Source organism: Alteromonas sp. MMG017 (assembly GCF_018100795.1).
Lineage (GTDB): Bacteria > Pseudomonadota > Gammaproteobacteria > Enterobacterales > Alteromonadaceae > Alteromonas.
Genome location: NZ_JAGJDY010000016.1, coordinates 38,551 through 61,384, shown reverse-complemented (window position 1 = coordinate 61,384; position 22,834 = coordinate 38,551). Strand labels below are relative to the sequence as shown.

Below are 22,834 nucleotides of genomic sequence, written 5' to 3'. Positions count from 1 at the left end.
TCTACAGTTTTCCTAATTCACTTACCGAATTAATCTCGTAGTTCCCGACGCAGAATTTTACCTACATTGGTTTTAGGTAGATCTTCTTTGAAGACTACCTGCTTGGGCACTTTATAGCCCGTTAAGTGTTCTCTACAGTGCGCAATAACCGCTTCAGCAGTTAGCGAGTCGTTGTTGCGAACAACAAATAACTTCACCACTTCACCACTGGCTTCATTTGGCACACCAACTGCTGCTGATTCAACAATGTTGTCATGCATAGCAGCCACTTCTTCAATTTCGTTTGGAAACACATTGAATCCAGAGACGAGGATCATATCCTTTTTACGGTCAACAATATAGAAATAACCTTCATCGTCTACCGTGGCGATGTCTCCGGTGGCAAGCCAACCATCTTTAAGAATTTCGTCAGTGGCTTCTGGGCGATTTAAATACCCTTTCATCACTTGCGGGCCTTTCACCCAAAGTTCGCCCGGTTCACCTTTTTCTACCTCGTTACCATCATCATCAAGAAGCTTGATGTCGGTAGAAGGCACTGGCATACCAATGGCGCCTTTGTACGCGTCAATTTGTGGTGGGTTTACTGTTACAACAGGCGAGCATTCCGTAAGGCCATAACCTTCAAGCAGCACAGTACCGGTAACCTTTTCCCACTTTTCAGCCACAGGTCGTTGAACGGCCATGCCGCCGCCTAAGCCAAACTTGAAGTTTTTAAAATCAAGCTCACTAAACCCTGGTGTGTTTAACAAGCCGTTAAACAAGGTATTTACACCTGGAAGAATAGTGAAAGGGTATTTGCTCAATTCGTTTACAAACCCTGGCATATCACGTGGGTTAGTAATCAGTAAGTTTTGGCAACCGTATTTAAGGAACATCAGGCAGTTCGCAAGCAAGGCGAATATATGATAAAGCGGCAACGCAGTTACCACGAAGTCTTCGCCTTCATCTATTACGGTTTCTAGAATGCCAGAAACTTGCTCAAGATTCGCAATCATATTGCGATGTGTCAGCATAGCGCCTTTAGATACACCCGTGGTACCACCGGTGTACTGCAAGAAGGCCAGTTCATCGTTGGTTAAATCTGGACGTGTATAGGTTAACGATTGCCCTTGCTTTATTGCGCTGGTGAAAGACGTGGTCGCTGGCAAATTAAAAGCCGGCACCATTTTCTTCACATACTTAACTACCGCATTCACTACCCAACGTTTTGGTACAGGCAGCATGTCGCCTAGCGAAGTAAGAAACACTTCTTGAATGTTTGTTTCACTGATCACTTCTTCAAGGGTGCACGCAAAGTTTTCAACAATAACAATTGCCTTAGCATTCGCATCGTTTAACTGGTGCTTCAACTCTCTTGCTGTGTACAGCGGGTTAACATTAACCACAACCATACCAGCACGAAGTACACCAAACATGGCTACAGGGTACTGAAGCAAGTTCGGCATCATGATTGCCACGGCATCGCCGCGCTTCAACCCACTATTTTGTAGGTAAGCAGCGTATTGTGCAGATAATTTGTCGAGTTCGCCAAAGGTCATCGACTGACCCATGTTGATAAACGCAACTTTGTCTTTAAACTTTTTTACTGATTGTTCGAATATATCGACAACGGATGCGTAACGATCTGCATCAATTTCTGCAGATACACGAGGGTCGTAAAACTTGAGCCAGGTTTTTTCCACCAAAACCTCCTTCACTTATTTTTAACACAAAGGCGCATGAGGTATCACGCGCGTTTGAGCAACTGGTCTAATAACTTGCGAATAGTATAGGAAGTGTAAAAAAAAATAAACTATACAGTTTACATTTGCTCAACAAACTGACGGATTAACATGCCAACTTCATCAGTTTTTTCCATGTGAATATGATGGCCGCCTGTTAATTGCTCAAACCGAGCGTTTTTAAACCAAGATCGCCTTTTGTCATAAACACTGTCCAAGGTTTTAAAGCTGCTTGACGCGCCTACAAAAAGTATAGGACAAACTATCGCACTCATAATGTTTTCTGCCTGTTCTTCGGTTAATCGAAGGACAGACTTGGTGCGAAGACGCGGGTCGCTCGACCAAAAGCAATGGCCACCGGCATCTTGCGTAAGATTCCTTTCTAGAATTGCGCGCGCATGATCAGCTGGAATATCAGAGACCTTACAGCGGGCTTTCACCGCATCATCTAAATTAACCAAGGTTAACTTATTACGCTGTTTTTTCTTCCTGCTAAGAATGGCTTCCCGCATCTGCGCTTGGCTGGTGTTCGCCTCTAACGTTAACGGGCCGCATGCATCAAGGCTAATAACCCCCTTCACTTTTTCAGGGAATAACCCAGCATACAATGACGCTAAAATACCGCCCATAGAATGCCCGAGCAGTATAACCTGTTCCCACTCTTGATCTTCTATCAACGCATGCAAGTCTTGTAAATAATCAGCTTGATTATAGTGCATGCCTATCGGTCGATGGGATGAACGACCATGGCCGGCAAGATCAAGAGCAATAAAGCGTTGAGATTGCAGGTATGGAGCCAGTAACCGTAAGCTTTCTGCGTTATCTAAATACCCATGTAGCCCTATCACTACAGTACCAGCGCCCTGGTTTTCTAGCGCGGCTAAGTGTAAATTTCCTGCTGTAAATTCAGTTTCTATCATGTCGCTCCCTCACACAATACGGCGGCAATTATTTGCCCATAAAGAACCAAATACTGCCTGATAAAAAAATAGGGAGGCAAAATCTTGCCTCCCTAGTAAATACATATTTTTATTCAAATACGATTATCTTTACGAACATTTTCATCTGTTAGCGTACTTATTTCGCTTTATCCTTGCGCATTTTGTCATGCGGACCTGAAATCGTGTTGACGTTTGTTGGCCTCTTTGAAGGTTTCGGGCTTGATGGTGAACTGTCATAGCGTGTTACCCGCACTCTTCTGTAGCTTGGGTAGCCCCAAGGTCTGTGTCGCATAAACGGTGAATACCAACCTGTACCATAATCAAAATAGTACATGTTCACGTCGTAAACCTCTTGTTTACGCCACATGTGGTAGTCGTCAGCCAATATCGTAGGATACATATAGGGTTGTTCGCCAACCATGCCCGATGTAGGTGGAACTAATTTACCCACAAACGTGGCAGAACGACCTTCTTCAAAAACAATAGGATCAACAAAACCGTCTATTTGCACTTTAAAGCGCCCGATGGTTTCGCCACCACTATTAGGCTTGCCGTAATTATTTAGTGGAAAATGAACAAGTTCGATGAACGTTTTGTTTGGCTTATTTTCAACCCCAACAATAACGCCGCCCCACCGAGCCATTTTACCTTGTGCATTGGCACCCGAAGTAACGGCTTTAGAATAAGAAACTAGCTCAGTACCTTTAGGCACTTCTACGCTTTCTGGCACAATCGCGCAACCTGCGAAAAGTACCACACTTACTATCACTAACATTCTAACCAGCATGAAGCCTCCTTTTGGCCGCCTAAGCACTTTTAACTTGGAGCTGATACTAAGCGCCGAGAAAATATATAGTACTACAAATAGTAATGAATCAAACCATATTGCGCTGAGTAACGGTGTAACACTGTTAACCCGCACATTCACCAGAGATAATCATTAAAAGTGACATTACTAGTGGGATACTTTGCCCTAAAAGTTAGCACTGATAATTAATAAATGCCATAAAGAACATTGATTTAAACGATTGTTAATCTTTAGACGGGATTTTAGGCAAAAAGTTTAGTTGAGATTGATAACACGTGATTGGAAGGCGCGTAATTAACGCATTGTGGTACAGATTTCACTGCTTATAACAGGCGAATACAACGCAAAGATAACACTAACAACACGCTATGTTAGTTTAAGCATTAAGCGTAAATATCTACACCAAACATGCTTTGTACCGACTCACGTTCTTGCTGTTTTTCAAAACTGGTATACGAGGCAATAGCCTGCTGAGAATAGCCCGCACTATCTTCACGTACGAAACGTTGATAAGCCTGTGCATTGTCGGTGCCCTGTGCGTCTGGGGCCACCACAATATGATTATTCTGTTGCTTACCTTCACCATTGCTTTGCTGCTGCGCATCTTTATTAACTTTAGCAACGCGCCCTTGTGAGGGCTCTGATTGATGCGATGAAGGTATCGAAAAATTGTTAGTTATATGCATACCAAAAACGTGTCAGTCTTTTAAATGAAACCAAATAGGTAAATACGTAATGAGATGACTACAACGAATGTTTATGTTGTAAGCGCCATCTCCTTAACGATACAAAGCGCTAAATTGCATTCTATATTTAAAGAATATTGCAAGAATCGCGCCCAGATACTGGAACGCTTACCTGCTCACTCGAGAGCCTAGCTCTAAATCTTGATTTACATGTCACACTATATTCTGCAGTTAATGGCGCAGCAGGCGCTTAAAAAGGTGTTCAGGCCTGAGGTTTATACTCTTATTCGCGGCCAGGTAACTTTTTCCACGTCACTTTGTCACGCAAATAAACAGGTTTTACATCACTAGCCACTTGTACATCGCCTTCCTGCGCTCGTTGCTCAGCAAGAGGCAACATATAAACCGCGTCAGGAAATTGAATAGACACCTCATGATCTTCAGGCAGCAATGCCTCAAGTGCCGGATAAGCCTGCCAGCCTGTACCAACAGGCTCAAATTCACCCATAGCCTCACCTTCATTAGAAACTATTGTGTCATTGATATGCGCTACGGCTATTTCAGGAGGGCACACTTGCTCAGCAACCACTTCTTCCAATGAGCCATTTTCAGATTTGTAGATGGCAAAATAAACCTCGCCCATGCGGGCATCGGTAGCACACACAACCCATGAAGCTTGCTTGGTTTCCGTTTGCCTAGTTTTCGTCGGCTTAGCTGTTAGCGCTTGTTGCGCCATGGCGGCTAAGGTGCTTACGCCAGCTACCTTTAAACCACTGCCAAGGGCTAAACCTTGAATCATACCAGTGGCAATACGCACGCCGGTAAAGCTGCCAGGGCCTCGACCAAATGCCAGTAAGTCTAAATCGGCCAGTACAAGCCCTGCGTCTTTTAACACTTCATCCAACATAGGCAGTAAACGCTGACTATGTTGCTGTGGGCAAATTTCAAAACGAGATACAATACCGCTGCCTGTATTAAGTGCTACTGAACAGGCCTCTGTTGCCGTGTCTATGGCTAAAATTTTCATTCTTTACTCTTCATCAATTTTTGCAAGGAAAGACTCTACTTCGTCTAAACTGCGGGTTCTGCGCATATTCGGCAAGCTACCTATAAAAGTTTTCGCATAGGGTTTGGTCACTAAACGATTATCGCAAATAACCAATACTCCTTTATCGGTAGGGTCGCGAATTAAGCGCCCAGCACCTTGCTTTAAAGCAATGACGGCTTGGGGTATTTGAATAACGCCAAAGGGGTTTGCGCCGCGCTTTTTAACGTCGTCCATTCGGGCTTGTAATAGCGGATCATCTGGTGATGCGAATGGCAGTTTATCTATCATGACGCACACCAAGTCATTCCCTCGCACATCCACCCCTTCCCAAAAAGCGCCCGTGCCCATTAATACCGCTTTTTCGTCAGCCAAGTAGGCATCTAATAGTGCCTGCTTGGTGGTCGTGCCTTGTACTAATAATGGGTTGTCGATTTCATCTTCCAGCTTACCGGCAATTTCACGCAGCATGGCGTGGCTGGTAAACAACAAAAAGCACCGGCCTTTACTGGCTTTAATCAATCTTTTGGCCGTATTCAACAAGGTTTCCCGCATAGAAAAACTGTTCGGCTCGGGCAAATACCGAGGTACACACAACATGGCTTGTTCGGGGTAGTTAAAAGGGCTATCTAAGCCTAACGTTTTTGAGTCTTCTAATCCCATTCGGCGCTGAAAATGCTCAAAGCCACCGTTAACCATTAATGTTGCAGAGGTAAAAACCCAACCGCGAGGAGGCGATGCCACAAAACGGCGGAACTTAGCAGCAATCGATAACGGCGTTAAATGCATAATTAAATGGCGAGTGGTGGTTTCATACCACAAGCTCACATTTTCTTGCTTCTCATCACTTAACGAGTCGAGTTGCTCCCTCACCGACACAATTCTTTCGTACAGATTATCTAAATCTTTATCGCGACCAATATGCAGCTTACACACTTCATGCAGTACCCCTAGCGCCTCTGCTAGTTTACCTACTTCTAAGCGCACATCGTCACGCATTAAGGCTTCAGCCCAGTTTCCTCGTTGGGTAGTATCGGGGAACAACAGGCGTAAATCGGCAGCAATCATGCGGCATTTATCTGCTGCTTTGTCTAATTGTGCCGCGTCTTTTAAAACGGTTCTAAAAATGAGGGTAATATCTTTGGCTAAATCTTGAATTTGGCGGGTAGAAAGCGATTCACCAAAGTAGTCTGCGGCAATATCGGGAATTTGATGGGCTTCATCGAATATAATGGCGTCAGCTTCTGGGATAAGCTCACCGAACCCGGTATCTTTTAGTGCCATGTCAGCGAAAAACAAGTGGTGATTTACCACGATAATATCGGCATCCAACGCTTTACGCCGTGCCTTAACCAAATAACACTCTTCATAATCGGGGCAGTCGCGCCCAAGACAGTTATCTACTGTAGACGTAACCAAAGGCAGCACTCGCGCATCCTCAGGCAAACTTTTTAGCTCGCCCATGTCGCCAGTTTTTGTGGTGGTAGACCACAGCTTCACTTCTGATAGCTGCCCTAACACCTCTTTTTCCACTAACGTGGAGTTACCGCCATGTTGTTCTAGTCGGTGCAGGCAAAGGTAATTAGCACGGCCTTTTAACAACGCCGTTTTACGCCTGCTGCTAAGGGCTTTTTTCACCAGAGGTAAATCGCGATGAAATAGCTGTTCTTGCAGGTTTTTCGTTCCCGTCGACACTATCGCTTTACCCTCAGCTAACAGCGCGGGCGCTAAATAAGCGAAGGTTTTCCCTGTACCTGTACCGGCTTCCACCACTAGGCTGCCGGTTTCATCAATGGCTTCTTTTACCGCTTGCGCCATTTGTGTTTGCGCCTCACGGGGAACAAAGCCATTGATGGTTTTAGCAAGTAAACCCGTGGAAGAAAAGATGTCATCGATAGTTGGCATAGTGTACTTAACGTAAAAGTGAAGATTTGGCCGCTAGGCCACAAAGCGGTGCATTATGCCAAAGTTTTTCGAAAAATGGTTAGTATTCGCGAAAATTCCATACCGAATGACAGATTTCATGCCCCTCTGAAGCCGACGGTTCAAACACTCGCAATTCATACTTATTGTCACATCCATCAAGAAGTAATAGCGGGTGAGCCATGCTCATACCGATTAATGAGCACTAATCCATACCTGATAACCCCACGAGCCAATTTGAACAGGCTTCTCGATATGTAAGTGTTCTGGTTCGCTTATTAGCTCGGGATGGGAGGTATTTGAATCAAGCGTGCACTTAGAATAAGTGCCATTAAGTATGGGGTCGTTAAAAGTAACGTTGCATTGGGAGCTGGAAAAATTGATGATAACTAATACTTTATTGTGTTCATCCATTCTCACAAAGCTAAATACCTGTGACATACAGTTACTTGGTACCTGAATCATACGGGCACCAAATTCGCCATTGCCTAAAGCAGGGATGGATTTTTTTATCTTAATTAAGGCTCTGTACAAATCACCGATACAGTGAGGTTGCCATTCAATAGGGTCACGTTCAAAAAACGCTAAACGCTTTGTTTCCCCTGCCTCTTGGCCATTATGAATTAGTGGCATACCTTCACCTAAAACAGATAACACGATAGCGCCTTCTAGGGCATTACCAAACTGTTCACGTTGGGTACCATCCCACGCATTTTTATCGTGGTTGCTTACAAAGGTCATTCGATAAGCACTGTGCGGCCACGCTCGCTCATTCCATGAATAGTATTTTCTTAACCTGTCGAGAGAACATCGTCCATGGGCGAGCTCGTGCATGGTTTCATTCCAGCTCCATGCATAGGTCATGTTAAAAGCAGTTTCGTGTAAATCGCGATTTTCCCACTCGGCTAACATAAATACCGGCTTTATCGCATCCAAGGCAACACGCGCTTGATGCCAAAAGTCGTTTGGAACATAACCCGCGACATCACATCGAAAACCGTCAATATCAAAGCGTTCTACCCAATAGCGCATGGCGTTAATCATATACTCACGTAGCGCAGGCTCGTCGTAATCAAACTCGATAATATCTGACCAATCCCACCAAGGAGACGGGCGAAATTCACCGTGATGATCTCTTGCATACCAATGCGGATGCGTGTCGACTAAAGGGTTGTCCCAAGCACTATGATTAGGCACCCAGTCTAAAATAACTTTCAAATTCCGTTTGTGCGCCTCTTGTACCAACTCTTTAACGTCGTCTGCATTGCCAAATTCGGGGTTAATGCCTAAGTAGTCTTTCACCGCATAGGGGCTACCAAGCTCACCTTTGCGATTTTTTTCACCAATAGGATGGATAGGCATAAGCCAGAGAATATCGGCACCTAAATCACAAATGTGACTTAAGCTATTTGTCACTTCTTTAAATGTACCAGATACAGAAAACTGGCGAGTATTTACCTGGTATATAACGGCATGTTTAGACCATTCGGGCTGCGTTACACGATAAATTTTCTTGGGTGTTGTCTGATATGTCATCCATACATCCTTTTTTGACAAACGATTCCTGTTTAAAACTATGCATTTAAAAAGTGAGCTCTTTAAAATTGAGCGCTTAGAAAATAGGCAAACCAGATACGCCGAGCAAGAGCACCCAAGTGCCAAAGAAAAGCTTAAGTTTTTGGGGTGAAAAAGCCAACACAACAAACTTGGCTAGCATGCCACCAATTATTGCGCCCGCGCCAGCAAATATCACTACGTCCCAAACTACGGCATGGGTTACTAACACGTGATAAATCACAGCGCCCCATACAGTAAAGGCTGATAAGATGACAGCAGCGGCGATGGCCATAGTGACATTGAACCCTCTGATAATGAGATAGACAGCCACCAGCTCACCTACCCCCACCGAAAGCCAAGCGGTTATAATTCCACCAAAAAAAGATACCAATGGCAGCGCCACAATATCAAATTGATCAGCGTCTTGTTTTAAGGCAACCCGTTTCATAAAAGGAATAGAGGCAAAAATAGCCACGGCGAGCACTATAGAAAAGGCGCCAAACCCCAAGTGAATTTGTTCTATTCCCCCTTTAAAAGGTGAAAGAGCAGTGAACGTATCTGGCCCAAACTGCGCAAGCCAGACGCCGCACAGCGACGCTGGTACGCTTAGCAATAAGCTTGTAGGCAACGCGCACCATTGACTATCGGTTTGATGATGACGGCATTTGTAACGCCACCACGTAATAGCGCCCGCGGTCATGCCGCAGCATTGAATAGCGAAACTGGTAGCCACCACGCTTTGAGATGAAAACTGTAAGTGGTTAAAGAAAGGAACAAACACCACGCCCCCACCCGCACCGGTAGCGTTTGCGAAAATAGCGCCAATGATGCCAAGCAAACTAAAAAGGCTATTCTCGGCGATGAGCACTAGCGGCGTGGACTGAGAAAAAATCACCACTATCCACAGTACAAGCAAAAGAATTTTAAATGGGCTTTTTATTACCCACTGCAATAAACGATTCAACACATTCCCCCTCAAATGGCGCATAGAGATGAAACTCTCGTGTACGGCTAGTGCTTTTATTTAAACAAATCACGACGGCAAAATGCCCAATGCCTACTAATATTACTAGGTAGTCACCGTTTTATCCTTTGAACTTTATGTTAGAAACCATTTCACTCCAAGGTAAGAGGAGGTTAAGGCTTACGCCTAACCGTTCAGCCAGCTGGCAAGATACTAAATGGCTGATGTTGATATTTGCCGTTGCTGTATTCACTATCGCTATTGGTTGGGCGGTGGTGGGAGTGTGGGTGATTTTACCCTTTGCTGGCATAGAAGTCGTATTGCTTGTTTTTATCATGTACCAAGTTTCCCGCAGTACGTACCGGTGGGAAACCCTTGATATTGAGCCCCACAAGATTCACTTTTGTACCCGCCACCGCACACTCTCTTTCACTCGTCCGTCAGCGCATATTGTATTTACCGAATCTGAAAACGATTGGCACCTTCCCATCGTCACCTTAGTGGATGACGAACAACGTATTGTCTTGGGAGCGTTCCTTAATCTTGAAGATCGCGCATTACTGAAAGAAACACTAGATAACGAAGGCATCATGGTATGCCGTAATCATTGGTGGAAAACGTAGCCTTGGTTCTTACTTTTTGTAGTCTAGCTTGTGCGTGCTGCTTTCGTTTAGCGCTAGCTTTAGTGAATTGAAGCAAAGTTTAAATTAAATTTAATATCCGTTTTTCTGCCTATGAACTACAAATAGTAATGTCTACTTGCGTTATATCGGAGAACAATCATGAATCTGTACATAGAGTCAATTGAAGGCGGGAGCTATTTAGCGGCAACAGGACTAGATGCATCTCGCACGTTAGTAAGAGACAAAACGTCTCGGCCAAAGACATTTCATTGTCTAAATGAGATTAAAGACCACTTTAATTCTGAGGAGTTTGAACATGTATGGCTGCGTCAATCCACCCCTTACGAGGAAATGGTAGGTCAGTCACAGATTCCAGATGCGTTGGAACTCGAAATTGATTGGCATCGATAGTTAGCTGTCTTTAGTATCTCTCTTTAATAGCTCTCTTTTTAACTGTCCATCGATCAACGGCCCTGTTGTGAGCTGTACTGGGTAAATAGACCCAGTTGAATAGATGTTACTTACTCGGTAAAGTGGCTGATTATCATCTAACAGGACAATGTGATGAAGTTCAGCCCCCGTGCTTTTAGCTTAGCGCTTTTACTTACAACTTGTGTAGTAGGGCTAACCACGCCTGCCTTTTCAGCCTCGGTTTTCAAGGTGAGTAACGGTGAAAACACTCTCTATATTGGCGGTACACTTCACCTACTTAGCGAAAGTGATTACCCTCTTCCAAATGCCTACGACACCGCTTACCAACAATCAGAAACGTTAGTGTTTGAAACAGACTTAGACGCCTTAGAAACACAAGAATTTGCGCAGTCTATGATGAAAAAGCTAACTTATACCCAAGGTAACAGCCTTGCTGATGATCTTTCAGAAAAAACCATAGCCAATTTATCAGCACACATGGAAGCGCGTGGTTTATCACTGTCTAACTTTATGATGTATAAGCCTGCATTTTTGAGTATTACCTTAAGCATGATTGAACTTCAAATCATGGGGCTAACCAGTGAAGGCGTAGATAAACATTTCTTTAATCGTGGCAAAAATGACAATAAAACCATTCTTTGGTTAGAAAGCCCCGAACAGCAACTTTCGTTTATTCAGAAAATGGGTAATGGCGATGAAGATGCGTTTATTCAATACACCCTTGAAGACGTTGAAACACTCCCACAGGTTTTACCAAAAATGAAATCGAGTTGGAAAGCAGGCGACATCGATAAAATGTACGAAGAAAGCATGGCTGATTTCAAGTCCGAATACCCTGATATATTCGATACACTTTTATCATCTAGAAACAAATCCTGGATGCAATTTTTAGTAGAAGCGTTGGCAACTAAGTCCACTGAATTTGTGCTAGTAGGCGCATTGCATTTGCCAGGTGAATTGGGTGTATTGAACATGCTAGAACAGCAAGGTTTCAGCGTTGAGAAGGTGCAATAGCAATTACATTTACATTCAAAACTAACCTTTGAGCACATTTTTTGCGTACTAGGATTGTAATGACACGCAATAAACGATTAAACCGACCCGCTTAGGTTTCTTTAATACCTGAGCCCAAAGTTTAGATAGTACGTTTTAAAATTGAATCAAAGGAAAAAATATGAATTTCAAAAGCTTAACTTCATTTTCGTTGATAGGTTTAGTTTTACTCGCTGTAACTGGCTGCGCCTCAATGGGTGACGGTAGTGTTGCGGAAAAGCGACAAGCTATATTAGATATGCAGCAAAACGCCTTAGCAAGGCTATACACTGAAAAGCCAGATACCCGCTCACAAGTGCGAGATGCAGCAGGCTACGCGGTATTCACGAATGCAAATATTAACGTCATTTTCTTTGCGGCCGGTACGGGTTACGGTGTAGTGAACAACCAAGTTACTGGCACGAAAACTTACATGAATATGGCCGAAGGCGGTGTTGGTCTTGGACTAGGTGCGAAAGACTACCGCATTGTGATGGTTTTCCACACGCAAAAAGCCATGAACTACTTTATCGAAAATGGTTGGACAGTAGGTGGCAACGCTGATGCTGCGGCTAAAGCGGGTAACAAAGGCATGTCAGCAGAAGGCGAAGGCTATTTAGGCAATGTTACTGTGTACACCATGACTGAAAGTGGTTTAGCCCTACAAGCTACCGTGAAAGGTACCAAGTTTTGGGTAGATAAAGAACTTAACTAATTGAAACTGAGTTAACAATAATAACCTGGTGCTGACCCTTTTAAATTTTTAAAAGTTTAGCGCCAGTTTTTAAAAATCGCCCCCCCTAACCTACCTGTATGTAGCAAGCTTCATATCGCAATATTACGCTTATACTCTGCTACCAATCTCGAACGTTGATTTCATTACCAAAATACAACATATTAGTACTGAGAAAATTTCAGGCTCTGCCTTCGCATCACCATTCAGCGATTATAGATCAACACGCACGCGACACCTTATTTGAAGCGTTGAACTAGGTTAACGTCTTTTAAAACATCAATAATTGACCTTGAGCAGTCTTAGACAAACACACAAAGGGAAACCATGGATTTTACAAATAGACACACGGTTAGGGTTACGTCGTATTTACTCTTTTTACTGGCCGCTACGCAGGCGCTTTACACCCTACTTCGCGTGGCCGACATCGATTTTCCACGCCAGCTATTCTGGGGAACGGAAAGTATTCTTTTTACCTTCCTTATGGCATTTGCTGGCGCCGCGATGGTGCGCGCAAAACATTACCACGTAGGATGGTCTGCCATTGCATTTAGTGCAGCGCTTAACTTGGTACAAGTGAGTGTCGGTCTTACTCTGTTTACACCATTTCGCGAAGCTGCAACGCAAAACGAAAGCCTAGGACCATTAGCGGGTGCAGTAGTGGCCTTGTCTTTCATGATCTATTACGCAGCAAAGCTCTTGCTAGGTTTTGCGGCACTTATTTTTGGCATCGCAAAAATGCAAGATGGTGCTAAGCCTTTAGGTGGAGTTACTGCGCTAGTGGGTATTGTTGCTATGCTCGCCAATGGGATATTAATTGTATTTGGCCGTAACGCCTTCTTACCTTCGGCGGTTGCTGGTGGGTTTGGTGTACTCGCAACCTTGCTTCTAGCCTTCTGTCTGATGAATGTTGCCCGCGAAGATTAAGTGAAATACGCCCTATTGTTGTTCTTTTACTGCTTGGAGACTTCATGATTATTAGAGATGCTGTTTTAGAAGACTCGCCCAAAATAGCTGAAATCTATAATTTCTATGTTGCTAATACCTGTATAACTTTCGAAGAAACTGAAGTTTCAAGCGAAGAAATGTCTAAGAGATTAAGGAAAGTGTCAGAATCTACCTTACCATGGATAGTTGCAGTCGAAGACGAAGCAGTTATAGGGTATGCATATGCAACTAAATGGAAAGAAAGGACGGCTTATCGTTTTTCTGTAGAGTCTACGATTTACCTTTCTAACGAAGCCCAAGGAAAAGGGTTAGGCACTGAACTATATGAAGTACTTTTAGATAAACTCAAACTTCTGGGCATCAACAGTGTAATCGGTGGTATAACGTTACCTAACTCAGCCAGCGTTGGTTTACACGAAAAATTAGGTATGAAAAAAGTGGCACATTTCCCTAAGGTCGGGTTTAAATTTGGTGAATGGTTAGATGTTGGGTATTGGCAGTTGAGCCTTCACAATTAGGGATTTAAGAAGCTTTCTTAATGTTCAAGTTCGCTATTAAGTAAATTGTGTACAAACCTAGAAGTTAAAGGTTACATAAAAAAGGGAATGGTATTTTATGAAGAAGCGTTCAAAAAGCTCTCATTTGTTTGTGCTTGCCGGGTTCAGCCTGCTATCTAGCGGCTGTCATTCAATTAATGACATGGATGATTGCTCAGCGCGAGTCTTTGAAATGCGTCAACAGGTTGTTGATGAGCAAGTATATGAGAACGACTTATTTTTAGAGACCGACGATCCAGATCGATATAAGGGTTCTAATGGGAAAGTTAACCTTGCTCTAGATTTACTGCTTAGTGACGACGTAAAATTACCACCTCAACCACCTCGCTTACCTCCAATAACCTGCGATTAATCAATTAGTCTAAAAACGCTTGATTTTTAAACTAAAGTTGAGTGCCCAGCCCCTATTTTGTAGCCACCGAAATGATAATATTTGGTTGTGAATTATGACATTCCTTCTCAACGCTTATAGGTATTACTATGACAACGCTACTTTCTTTAAATGCAGATGATTTATTTATCGTTACGGGTATTGCGCTTATGTTTATCAGTTATGCGTTTTTACTGCCAACTGAACTAAAGCGCGCAATTAAAAGCAGCGGCAGAAAATAATATAAGTTTACTGAATGTAATTTTGTTCTGCAGAGTTACTTTGAGGCAACATATAAGAAGTAACGGGAAGGAACCCGAAAGCCACTTGCACAGTTAAATAGTAATATCCACATGCTTAATGCCCCGCGGTAATTTAGTGCCCGTTGCATCTGCGGTATTTAATTCGCGGCTTTCAGTTTCGCCCAATTGCTGCCCTATTGATTTGTCGTCTTGCTTGTTTTTTTGCTTGAGTTCTTGTGTATTAGCTTGACTGTCTTCTTGTTGAAGACTCTCTTGTTGACGATCCCCTTGTTGGCGACTCTCTTGTTCGCTCGGGTGTTCATTCTTTTCGTTGTTTTGCTCGTGCCGTTCACGCTGTTCCATTTCATCAACGATATGCACTTCATCGTGCTGCTCTTTTTCATCTTGATTGAGCGCTTCTGACTTTTCGCTGCGCGCCACTTTTTTTACCCGGTTATCAGTTTCGATGGGCACTTTGGTGTTGCGCGGTAAAATGGAAAAAATTAGGTCATTACTCATGGCTACCCCAACCCGTTAGGGTCAATTCTGTGATATTTCATCCCGTACATTAACTAATAGGGAAAACGATCACATTGGCTCAGATCAAAAAGTTTTACTATATACATATTAATTTAGACTGAAACTGCAAAAAGAGTTCACTTTCGCCTTGCAAATGTAGGGGCAAACCGTTAATGTTTCAGCCGTTCAAAAATAGGTTTAAATAAATTAAATGATTAACTGCGCTGTAAAACATCACCACCATCATAAAGCATAGCCTTTCAGGTTCGTGCTGGAAGGTCTATTATTCCTTTCAGTGGCGCAGATAGAAAAAATTCTCGACCCCCGGAAGGAAACTTCCGGGGGTTTTTCGTTTTAGGCGTAATCGTTAAGACAGTAAAAAGTAGTACAACGTGTAAGGAACGTTTCAATGAGTAACAGCAAAAGACTTCGAATTGCCATACAGAAATCAGGCCGTTTAAGCGATGACAGCATCGCACTACTTAAGGCTATTGGCATAAAATTGAACATTCGTGATCGCCTGCTGATTGCGCATTCTACCAACGAGCCTATCGATTTGTTACGTGTTCGCGATGACGACATTCCAGGATTAGTGATGGACGGCGTAGCCGACCTTGGCTTCATTGGCGAAAACGAGCTTGAAGAAAAAATGTTAGAACGCAAAGCGGCTAACAAGCCTTCTGATTATGAAGTATTGCGTCGTTTAGACTACGGCGGTTGTCGCTTGTCTATCGCCGTTCCTACTGAAATGGATTACACCAACATTCAGTCTTTGGAAGGCAAGAAAGTGGCTACCACTTACCCATTCCTTTTAGAGCGTTATTTTGCAGAGCAAAAAATTAACGCCAAAGCAGTCATGCTTACTGGTTCAGTTGAAGTTGCACCGCGCGCAGGTGTTGCCGATGCAATTTGTGATTTGGTATCCACAGGCGCAACTCTTGAAGCTAACGGCTTGGTTGAAGAAGATGTCATCTTCCGCTCTAAAGCAGTGTTAATTCAACGCGCCGACGGCAACATGAGCGATGAAAAGCAAACCCTTATCAACCGACTAATGCCTCGTGTCGACGGTGTATTGCTAGCGAAAGAAAGCAAGTACATCATGCTTCACGCACCAAAAGCTTACCTAGAACAAGTGAAAAGCTTGTTACCGGGCGCGGAAAACCCAACTGTATTGCCTTTGTCTGGCAATGAAGAGCATGTCGCTATTCATGTTGTTTCTACTGAGACCCTATTTTGGGAAACGATGGAAAAACTAAAAGCACTAGGCTGCTCTTCAATATTAGTAATGCCTATCGAAAAAATGATGGGCTAAAAGGCAAAAGATTATGATTATCTGGTCATCTCTATCAAAGCTTGAGAAAAAAACAGCGCTTTCGCGCCCGGCTATGGCCAATAGCCAACAGTTAAAACAAACCGTGGGCGAGATTATCGCTAACGTAGAAAGTGAAGGCGATGCAGCCGTTATCAACTTTACTCGTAAGTTTGATTGCCCTGATTTGCAATCGCTGGTGTTATCGCAAGAAAACATCGACACGTTAGCAAGCTCGGTTACCGCAGAAGTAGCTGGCGCAATTGATATTGCATTTAACAATATTAAAGCGTTTCACGATGCGCAGTTGCCAAGTGATATTGCCCTAACTACTACACCTGGTGTGAACTGCGAATTGCGCTTCACGCCGCTAGATGCAGTAGGTTTGTATATTCCAGGTGGCAGTGCTCCTTTGCCTTCTACGGTATTGATGTTAGGTGTGCCTGCGCTAGTAGCAGGTTGTGAAAACAAACTGCTTTGTACGCCACCAAACCAGCAAGGCTTAATTGCCCCTGAAATTGCGTATGCCGCAAGAAAATGCGGCATTGAAGCCATATATCTTTGTGGCGGTGCACAGGCCATTGCAGCCATGGCACTAGGTACAGACTCTATACCGCAAGTCGATAAAATATTTGGCCCAGGTAATAGTTTTGTAACTGAAGCCAAACAGCAGGTTAGTTTACGTGCTGATGGTGCGGCAATTGATATGCCAGCAGGCCCATCTGAAGTATTGGTATTAGCAGATGAATTTGCCGATGCTGAATTTGTTGCCTCAGATTTACTTTCTCAAGCAGAGCATGGCCCAGATTCTCAAGCCATTTTAGTGTCTAACAGCGAAACGTTAATTGAGGCAGCAAAAGCAGCGGTTGAACGTCAATTGTCTACGCTTTCACGTGCCGATATTGCTCGCCCTGCAATGGAGAATGCCCGCTATATTTTGGCTGACTCAGTAGACGACGCCATTTTAGTAAGCAATGCCTATGCGCCTGAACACTTAATTGTACAAATTGAAGATGCTCGCAGCTTACTGCCGAAAATCAAATACGCAGGTTCAATATTCTTAGGCCCTTGGTCACCCGAATCAGCCGGTGATTATGCCTCGGGTACAAACCACGTATTACCTACTTACGGTTATGCGAAGAACTATTCTAGCTTGGGTTTGCTCGACTTTATGCGCCGTTACACCATTCAAGAATTATCAGCCGATGGCATGCGCAATTTAGGCCCCGCTATTATGGCCTTAGCCAGCGCTGAAGGCCTAGATGCTCACGAACAAGCCGTAGCACTGCGTATGCAAAAATTAGGTATGCAAAAACAAGCAAACGTTAGCGATAAGGGAGATTCATAATGTCTACTCTTATCAATAATCTCATTAACGATAACTTGGTGCCATTGAAGCCCTACGAGTCGGCAAGGCGTTTATATTCAGGCGGCCAAGATTGGCTAAATGCAAACGAATCACCCTATGCCAATGAGTATGATATAGATGCAAGTAACTTTAATCGTTACCCGTCATGTCAGCCTTCATCGGTAGTAGAAAGCTATGCAGCTTACGCAGGCATCGATACTTCACAATTGATTGTTACCCGTGGTGCAGACGAAGGTATTGAGTTACTAATTCGTACTTTCTGCACCCCAGGCAAAGATAATATAGTGATTTGCCCGCCTACCTACGGCATGTACGCAATTAGCGCAGAAACCTGTGATGTCGGTATTACTACGGTACCACTTAACAGCGATTTTAGCCTAGACGTTGATGGTGTATGCGCAATTGATAACACTAATGTTATCTTTATTTGTGCACCGAACAACCCAACGGGTACACAGGTTGCCAGAGAAGACATTCGTAAGGTCCTCACACACTTTACCGACAAAGCTTTAGTGGTGGTAGACGAAGCCTATATTGAGTTTGACGCTGATAATACGTGGGCAAATGAAATAGCGGATTACCCTAACCTAGTAGTATTGCGTACGCTTTCAAAAGCCTTTGCGCTAGCTGGACTTCGCTGCGGGTTCACGTTAGCCCAAGCGCCGGTTATTCAAGCGCTACTAAAAGTGATTGCACCTTATCCTATTGCTGAGCCTGTTGCACAAATTGCTGCACAAGCGTTATCTACTGATTCACTGACATTAATTCAGTTGCAGGTAGATACCATTAATAGAGAAAAAGACCTATTGGCAGCGGCCCTTGCTGATATCGACGGCTTTGAATTAGTAGGCGATAGAAAAGCTAACTTTGTGCTATTTCGCTACGAGAAAGCCAGCGAACTCATGCAATATTTAGTGAGCAAAGGGTTATTAATACGCGACCAATCTAAACAGCTTAACCTTACAAATTGCTTGCGAGTAAGCATTGGTACTGAAGAACAAAACCAGCGTTTATTGCAACTGATCAACGAATTTAAAAAGGAGCTAGCGGCATGAGTCAGCAAGCCATTTTATTTATCGACCGCGACGGCACGTTAGTAGAAGAGCCGCCAGTAGATAAACAGCTAGACAGTTTAGAGAAGCTGGTTTTCGAGCCAAATGTTATTCCTGTGCTATTAAAACTAAAAGCAGCAGGCTTTAAGTTTGTGATGGTCACCAACCAAGACGGTTTAGGCACAGATAGCTTTCCTCAGGCAGATTTTGATGCGCCTCACAATGCTATGATGGCCATATTCAAAAGCCAAGGCATTACGTTTGACGACGTGCTTATTTGCCCGCATTTTGAAGAAGATAACTGCACGTGCCGTAAGCCTAAATTAGGGCTAGTAAAAGACTACCTTCAACAAGGTAAAGTGGATTTCACTCGTTCATACGTTATTGGCGATCGCATGACTGACATGCAACTTGCCGAGAACATGGGTATTAAAGGGTTGCAATATAACCCTGAAACCTTGAACTGGGATCACATTCAAAAAACCTTATTGTCGTCTTCACGTATTGCTGAAGTTATCCGCACTACCTCGGAAACCGATATTAAAGTGCGCGTAGATTTAGACTCTACCGAAAAGTCACACATTCACACTGGCTTAGGTTTCTTCGATCACATGCTAGACCAAATTGCGACCCACGGTGGCTTTGAATTAAACGTAACCGTAGATGGCGATTTGCACATAGATGACCACCACAGTGTGGAAGACACCGCACTGGCATTAGGTGAAGCCCTTAAGAAAGCCCTAGGTGATAAACGTGGTATTGGCCGTTTTGGCTTTGCTCTGCCTATGGATGAGTGCCGCGCTGAATGTATCATGGATATCTCAAACCGCCCTCACCTTAAATTCGAGGCCGATTTTAGTCGCGACCAAGTGGGCGAAATGGCCACTGAAATGGTGCCGCATTTTTTCTACTCATTGGCGCAAAGCATGGGGCTGTCGCTTCATCTTTCCACCAGCGAAGGGAATGCTCACCACCAGGTAGAAAGTTTATTCAAAGTATTTGGCCGTGCGTTACGTCAAGCCATTACGCGACAAGGCGATGCATTACCTAGCAGTAAAGGAGCGCTTTAATGCCTGACATACAAAAATCGCAAAGACAGAAAATTGTCATTGTGAACACAGGCTGCGCAAATATTTCATCGGTTCGCTTTGCGCTAGAGCGTTTAGGTGTAACCGTTGAAGTATCTGACGACAAAGATGTGATCACCCGCGCTGACAAAGTCTTTCTACCCGGTGTCGGTACTGCCGCTGCTGCCATGGCAAGCATTACGCAAAAAGACTTATCAAGCACATTGCAAAGCCTAACTCAGCCTGTACTAGGCGTGTGTTTAGGTATGCAATTGATGGTAGAAAGTAGCGCTGAAGGTAGCTTAGAGAACCGCCTAGGAGACACGCAGGATGATATTCCTTGCTTGTCACTCATGCCTGGTCGTGTGGCGCGTATGGAAGCGAATGGCTTGCGTTTACCGCACATGGGTTGGAACACGGTTTCTCATAACGACGACACCTTGTTTAAAGGCATTCCGCAAGATACCTATTTCTATTTTGTGCACAGCTTTGCCGTACCAGAGTACGCCCATACGCTAGCTAGCTGTAATTACGGAAACCCGTTTTCAGCGGCCATTAACAAAGACAACTTCTTTGGCGTGCAATTTCACCCTGAACGTTCCAGCGATGCTGGTGCGCAACTACTGACTAACTTTGTGAACCTATAATGATTATTCCAGCAATTGATCTTATCGATGGCAGCGTAGTGCGTTTGTATCAGGGCGACTACGAGCAAAAAACAAAATACGAATTTGACCCAGTAGACGTAGTAAACGACTACGCAGACCAAGGCGCTACTTGGTTGCACATTGTTGATTTAACTGGCGCGAAAGATACCAGCAAACGCCAACTTACTTTGATTAAATCAATGGTGGATACCAAACGCATGCAGTTTCAAGCAGGCGGCGGTATTCGTAGCGAAGAAGAAGTGGCCCAGTTACTCGATATTGGCGTAAGCCGCGTGGTAATTGGTTCACTGGCCGTTAAACAGCCTGAACTGGTGAAATCCTGGGTAACCAAATACGGTGCCGAGCATATCGTGCTAGCCCTAGATATTAACATTAGTGAGAATGGCGAAAAGTTAATTGCCACTCACGGATGGCAGGAGAATTCAGGGGTAGCCCTGGAAGACTTGCTAAACGACTTTACATCGGTAGGCGCTAAACATGTGCTTTGCACCGACATTAGCCGTGACGGTACGCTACAAGGTGCTAACGTAGAGCTTTACGAAGAGATGAGTGCACGCTTCCCTAATGTTAGCTGGCAAGCGTCTGGCGGCATTGGCAGCTTAAATGACATTTCAGCCTTAAAACCGACTAACGTTGGCGGCGTTATTTTAGGCCGTGCCTTACTTGAAGGTAAATTCACCGTGAAGGAGGCTATCGCATGTTGGCAAAACGCATAATTCCTTGTTTGGATGTTCGCGATGGCAAAGTGGTTAAAGGCGTTCAATTTAGAAACCACGAGATTATTGGCGACATTGTCCCCTTAGCAGAGCAATACGCAAAAGCGGGCGCTGACGAACTGGTATTTTACGATATTACTGCAAGCTCAGATGAGCGCGTGGTAGATAAAAGCTGGGTAAGTCGCATAGCTCAAGTTATCGATATTCCATTTTGTGTAGCTGGCGGCATTAAAAGTATTGAAGATGCTGGGCGTATATTAGAGATGGGCGCAGATAAAATTTCAATTAACTCCCCTGCCCTCAATAACCCAGCATTAATAAATGCCATGCACGACGTTTACGGCCAGCAATGTGTTGTCATTGGGGTAGACAGCTTTTACAACGAGGCCACCGGCCAATACGAAGTATATAAGTTTACTGGCGATGAGAACCGTACCCAAAAAAGCCAATGGCAAACCCTAGACTGGATTAAAGAAGTGCAGTCACGTGGCGCTGGTGAAATCGTGCTTAATTGCATGAACCAAGACGGTGTGCGTAAAGGCTACGATATCGCTCAACTAAGCGCGGTGCGTGAAGTGTGCGAAGTGCCGCTTATTGCTTCTGGCGGAGCGGGTGAAATTTCACATTTCAACGACGTATTTCAACAAGCCGATGTTGATGGCGCATTAGCCGCTTCTGTATTCCATAAAGGCATTATTAACATTGATGACCTAAAAGCCAACTTAACCGCTAATGGCGTACCTATGCGTAAGCGTCACGCCCTACCAAACGCACAAGGAATAAAGCCATGATTGTCACTACCGAAAATAGTAATACCCTAGCATGGGAAAAAATGGACAACTTGCTTCCCGCCATTGTACAGGATGCCCTTTCAGGCAAAGTACTGATGCAGGGTTACATGAACCAAGACGCCCTAGCTACTACATTAGAAAGTGGTAAAGTCACCTTTTTCAGTCGCTCTAAGCTACGTTTGTGGCAAAAAGGTGAAACATCAGGCAATACGTTAGATTTGGTGAGCGTAGCCGCTGATTGCGATTTCGACTCGCTATTAGTACTAGCCACCCCTAATGGCCCAACGTGCCACACAGGCGTTGAAAGCTGCTGGTTTGAAGGTAATACCCCTAGCTTTACTTTTCTAGCTGATTTAGAGCGCTTATTAGCTGCCCGAAAAGGCGCAGATCCGAAAAGCAGCTACACCGCCAGTTTGTACAATAAAGGCATTAAGCGTATTGCACAAAAAGTGGGTGAAGAAGGGGTGGAAACCGCACTTGCTGCTACGGTACACGACAAAGAAGAGCTTAAAAACGAAGCTGCTGATTTGCTGTATCACTTAACAGTATTACTACAAGCGAGCGATATGTCTCTTGATGATGCCTTATCGGTATTACGTGAACGTCAAAAATAAGTGTTAAGGCTATCCGCCTTCATTTAGTTCGACGTACTGTAATATAACGCACTAAAGAAAAGAGCAAATTACTCTCGTAATTTGCTCTTTTTATTTTAATCAACCGCGCTTTCTACTAAGCACAGTACCAATAGTTATTTCCCCTCG

25 protein-coding genes and 1 other annotated feature are annotated in these 22,834 nt (G+C 44.0%); of the genes, 16 read left to right on the top strand and 9 right to left on the bottom strand.

The genetic code is table 11. The features are described from left to right. Positions 1-29: 29 nt before the first annotated feature. The 8 genes from fadD to J8L84_RS19195 all read right to left on the bottom strand — a co-directional run bounded on the left by fadD (position 30) and on the right by J8L84_RS19195 (position 9,645). Entirely contained in the window at positions 30-1,682 is a 1,653-nt protein-coding gene (fadD, locus tag J8L84_RS19230; protein WP_211072105.1) for a long-chain-fatty-acid--CoA ligase FadD, read from the bottom strand. Between the two features lie 119 nt (positions 1,683-1,801). Continuing rightward, entirely contained in the window at positions 1,802-2,641 is an 840-nt protein-coding gene (locus tag J8L84_RS19225; RefSeq protein WP_211072104.1) for an alpha/beta hydrolase, read from the bottom strand. A gap of 157 nt (positions 2,642-2,798) precedes the next feature. Further along, a complete protein-coding gene (locus tag J8L84_RS19220; RefSeq protein ID WP_247670891.1) occupies positions 2,799-3,449 on the bottom strand; it encodes a Slp family lipoprotein in 651 nt (216 codons plus the stop codon). A 404-nt stretch (positions 3,450-3,853) separates the two neighbouring features. Continuing rightward, positions 3,854-4,156 (bottom strand): hypothetical protein, encoded by a 303-nt coding sequence (locus J8L84_RS19215; protein ID WP_211072103.1) that lies wholly within the window; start codon positions 4,154-4,156, stop codon positions 3,854-3,856. A 283-nt stretch (positions 4,157-4,439) separates the two neighbouring features. Then, a complete protein-coding gene (gene tsaB / locus J8L84_RS19210) occupies positions 4,440-5,183 on the bottom strand; it encodes a tRNA (adenosine(37)-N6)-threonylcarbamoyltransferase complex dimerization subunit type 1 TsaB (protein ID WP_211072102.1) in 744 nt (247 codons plus the stop codon). A 3-nt stretch (positions 5,184-5,186) separates the two neighbouring features. Next, positions 5,187-7,106 carry an ATP-dependent DNA helicase gene (locus tag J8L84_RS19205; protein WP_211072101.1) on the bottom strand — a complete coding sequence of 640 codons (1,920 nt, stop codon included), beginning with the start codon at positions 7,104-7,106 and terminating at the stop codon, positions 5,187-5,189. A gap of 213 nt (positions 7,107-7,319) precedes the next feature. Beyond that, on the bottom strand, positions 7,320-8,660 hold the full coding sequence (locus J8L84_RS19200) for an alpha-amylase family glycosyl hydrolase (RefSeq protein WP_211072100.1): 1,341 nt from the start codon (positions 8,658-8,660) through the stop codon (positions 7,320-7,322). 76 nt (positions 8,661-8,736) lie between these two features. After that, positions 8,737-9,645: a sulfite exporter TauE/SafE family protein gene (locus J8L84_RS19195; protein WP_211072131.1), complete on the bottom strand. Its 909-nt coding sequence runs from the start codon at positions 9,643-9,645 to the stop codon at positions 8,737-8,739. Between the two features lie 137 nt (positions 9,646-9,782). Here J8L84_RS19195 and J8L84_RS19190 point away from each other — a divergent pair, with 137 nt between their 5' ends. From J8L84_RS19190 to J8L84_RS20610, 8 genes are all read left to right on the top strand, one after another. Continuing rightward, positions 9,783-10,268 carry a DUF2244 domain-containing protein gene (locus J8L84_RS19190; protein WP_211072099.1) on the top strand — a complete coding sequence of 162 codons (486 nt, stop codon included), beginning with the start codon at positions 9,783-9,785 and terminating at the stop codon, positions 10,266-10,268. Positions 10,269-10,427: 159 nt separating this feature from the next. Further along, on the top strand, positions 10,428-10,679 hold the full coding sequence (locus tag J8L84_RS19185) for a DUF6482 family protein (RefSeq protein ID WP_211072098.1): 252 nt from the start codon (positions 10,428-10,430) through the stop codon (positions 10,677-10,679). A 153-nt stretch (positions 10,680-10,832) separates the two neighbouring features. Then, complete coding sequence (locus J8L84_RS19180) at positions 10,833-11,714, top strand: TraB/GumN family protein (RefSeq protein WP_211072097.1); 882 nt, start codon at positions 10,833-10,835, stop codon at positions 11,712-11,714. A gap of 160 nt (positions 11,715-11,874) precedes the next feature. Then, entirely contained in the window at positions 11,875-12,447 is a 573-nt protein-coding gene (locus J8L84_RS19175; RefSeq protein WP_211072096.1) for a YSC84-related protein, read from the top strand. Positions 12,448-12,792: 345 nt separating this feature from the next. Further along, positions 12,793-13,392 carry a thiamine biosynthesis protein ThiC gene (locus J8L84_RS19170; protein ID WP_211072095.1) on the top strand — a complete coding sequence of 200 codons (600 nt, stop codon included), beginning with the start codon at positions 12,793-12,795 and terminating at the stop codon, positions 13,390-13,392. Positions 13,393-13,436: 44 nt separating this feature from the next. Further along, positions 13,437-13,931, top strand: coding sequence for an arsinothricin resistance N-acetyltransferase ArsN1 family B (locus J8L84_RS19165; protein WP_247670890.1), 495 nt, complete (start codon positions 13,437-13,439; stop codon positions 13,929-13,931). Between the two features lie 97 nt (positions 13,932-14,028). Further along, positions 14,029-14,322, top strand: a complete 294-nt coding sequence (locus J8L84_RS19160) for a hypothetical protein (RefSeq protein WP_211072094.1) — start codon at positions 14,029-14,031, stop codon at positions 14,320-14,322. A 128-nt stretch (positions 14,323-14,450) separates the two neighbouring features. Then, on the top strand, positions 14,451-14,582 hold the full coding sequence (locus J8L84_RS20610; RefSeq protein ID WP_282100461.1) for a hypothetical protein: 132 nt from the start codon (positions 14,451-14,453) through the stop codon (positions 14,580-14,582). Between the two features lie 93 nt (positions 14,583-14,675). On the opposite strand, the gene J8L84_RS19155 is transcribed toward J8L84_RS20610, so the two are convergent. Then, positions 14,676-15,101 carry a hypothetical protein gene (locus tag J8L84_RS19155; RefSeq protein ID WP_211072093.1) on the bottom strand — a complete coding sequence of 142 codons (426 nt, stop codon included), beginning with the start codon at positions 15,099-15,101 and terminating at the stop codon, positions 14,676-14,678. 231 nt (positions 15,102-15,332) lie between these two features. Beyond that, positions 15,333-15,451 (top strand) — a sequence feature (His leader region). A 59-nt stretch (positions 15,452-15,510) separates the two neighbouring features. On the opposite strand from J8L84_RS19155, the gene hisG reads away from it, so the two are divergent. The 8 genes from hisG to hisIE are packed head-to-tail and all read left to right on the top strand — an operon-like array spanning position 15,511 to position 22,687. Continuing rightward, positions 15,511-16,413, top strand: coding sequence for an ATP phosphoribosyltransferase (gene hisG, locus J8L84_RS19150; RefSeq protein ID WP_211072092.1), 903 nt, complete (start codon positions 15,511-15,513; stop codon positions 16,411-16,413). 13 nt (positions 16,414-16,426) lie between these two features. Next, positions 16,427-17,758 carry a histidinol dehydrogenase gene (gene hisD, locus J8L84_RS19145; protein WP_211072091.1) on the top strand — a complete coding sequence of 444 codons (1,332 nt, stop codon included), beginning with the start codon at positions 16,427-16,429 and terminating at the stop codon, positions 17,756-17,758. Continuing rightward, on the top strand, positions 17,758-18,834 hold the full coding sequence (gene hisC, locus J8L84_RS19140) for a histidinol-phosphate transaminase (protein WP_211072090.1): 1,077 nt from the start codon (positions 17,758-17,760) through the stop codon (positions 18,832-18,834). The genes hisD and hisC overlap by 1 nt, the downstream gene beginning before the upstream one ends. Next, positions 18,831-19,901 (top strand): bifunctional histidinol-phosphatase/imidazoleglycerol-phosphate dehydratase HisB, encoded by a 1,071-nt coding sequence (hisB, locus tag J8L84_RS19135; RefSeq protein ID WP_129739328.1) that lies wholly within the window; start codon positions 18,831-18,833, stop codon positions 19,899-19,901. The genes hisC and hisB overlap by 4 nt, the downstream gene beginning before the upstream one ends. Then, positions 19,901-20,545 (top strand): imidazole glycerol phosphate synthase subunit HisH, encoded by a 645-nt coding sequence (gene hisH / locus J8L84_RS19130; protein WP_211072089.1) that lies wholly within the window; start codon positions 19,901-19,903, stop codon positions 20,543-20,545. Before hisB ends, hisH begins: the two co-directional genes overlap by 1 nt. Beyond that, positions 20,545-21,282, top strand: coding sequence for a 1-(5-phosphoribosyl)-5-[(5-phosphoribosylamino)methylideneamino]imidazole-4-carboxamide isomerase (hisA, locus tag J8L84_RS19125; protein WP_211072088.1), 738 nt, complete (start codon positions 20,545-20,547; stop codon positions 21,280-21,282). The genes hisH and hisA overlap by 1 nt, the downstream gene beginning before the upstream one ends. Next, positions 21,264-22,073 carry an imidazole glycerol phosphate synthase subunit HisF gene (hisF, locus tag J8L84_RS19120; RefSeq protein WP_211072087.1) on the top strand — a complete coding sequence of 270 codons (810 nt, stop codon included), beginning with the start codon at positions 21,264-21,266 and terminating at the stop codon, positions 22,071-22,073. The genes hisA and hisF overlap by 19 nt, the downstream gene beginning before the upstream one ends. Further along, complete coding sequence (gene hisIE / locus J8L84_RS19115; RefSeq protein ID WP_211072086.1) at positions 22,070-22,687, top strand: bifunctional phosphoribosyl-AMP cyclohydrolase/phosphoribosyl-ATP diphosphatase HisIE; 618 nt, start codon at positions 22,070-22,072, stop codon at positions 22,685-22,687. The genes hisF and hisIE overlap by 4 nt, the downstream gene beginning before the upstream one ends. Positions 22,688-22,834 lie beyond the last annotated feature (147 nt).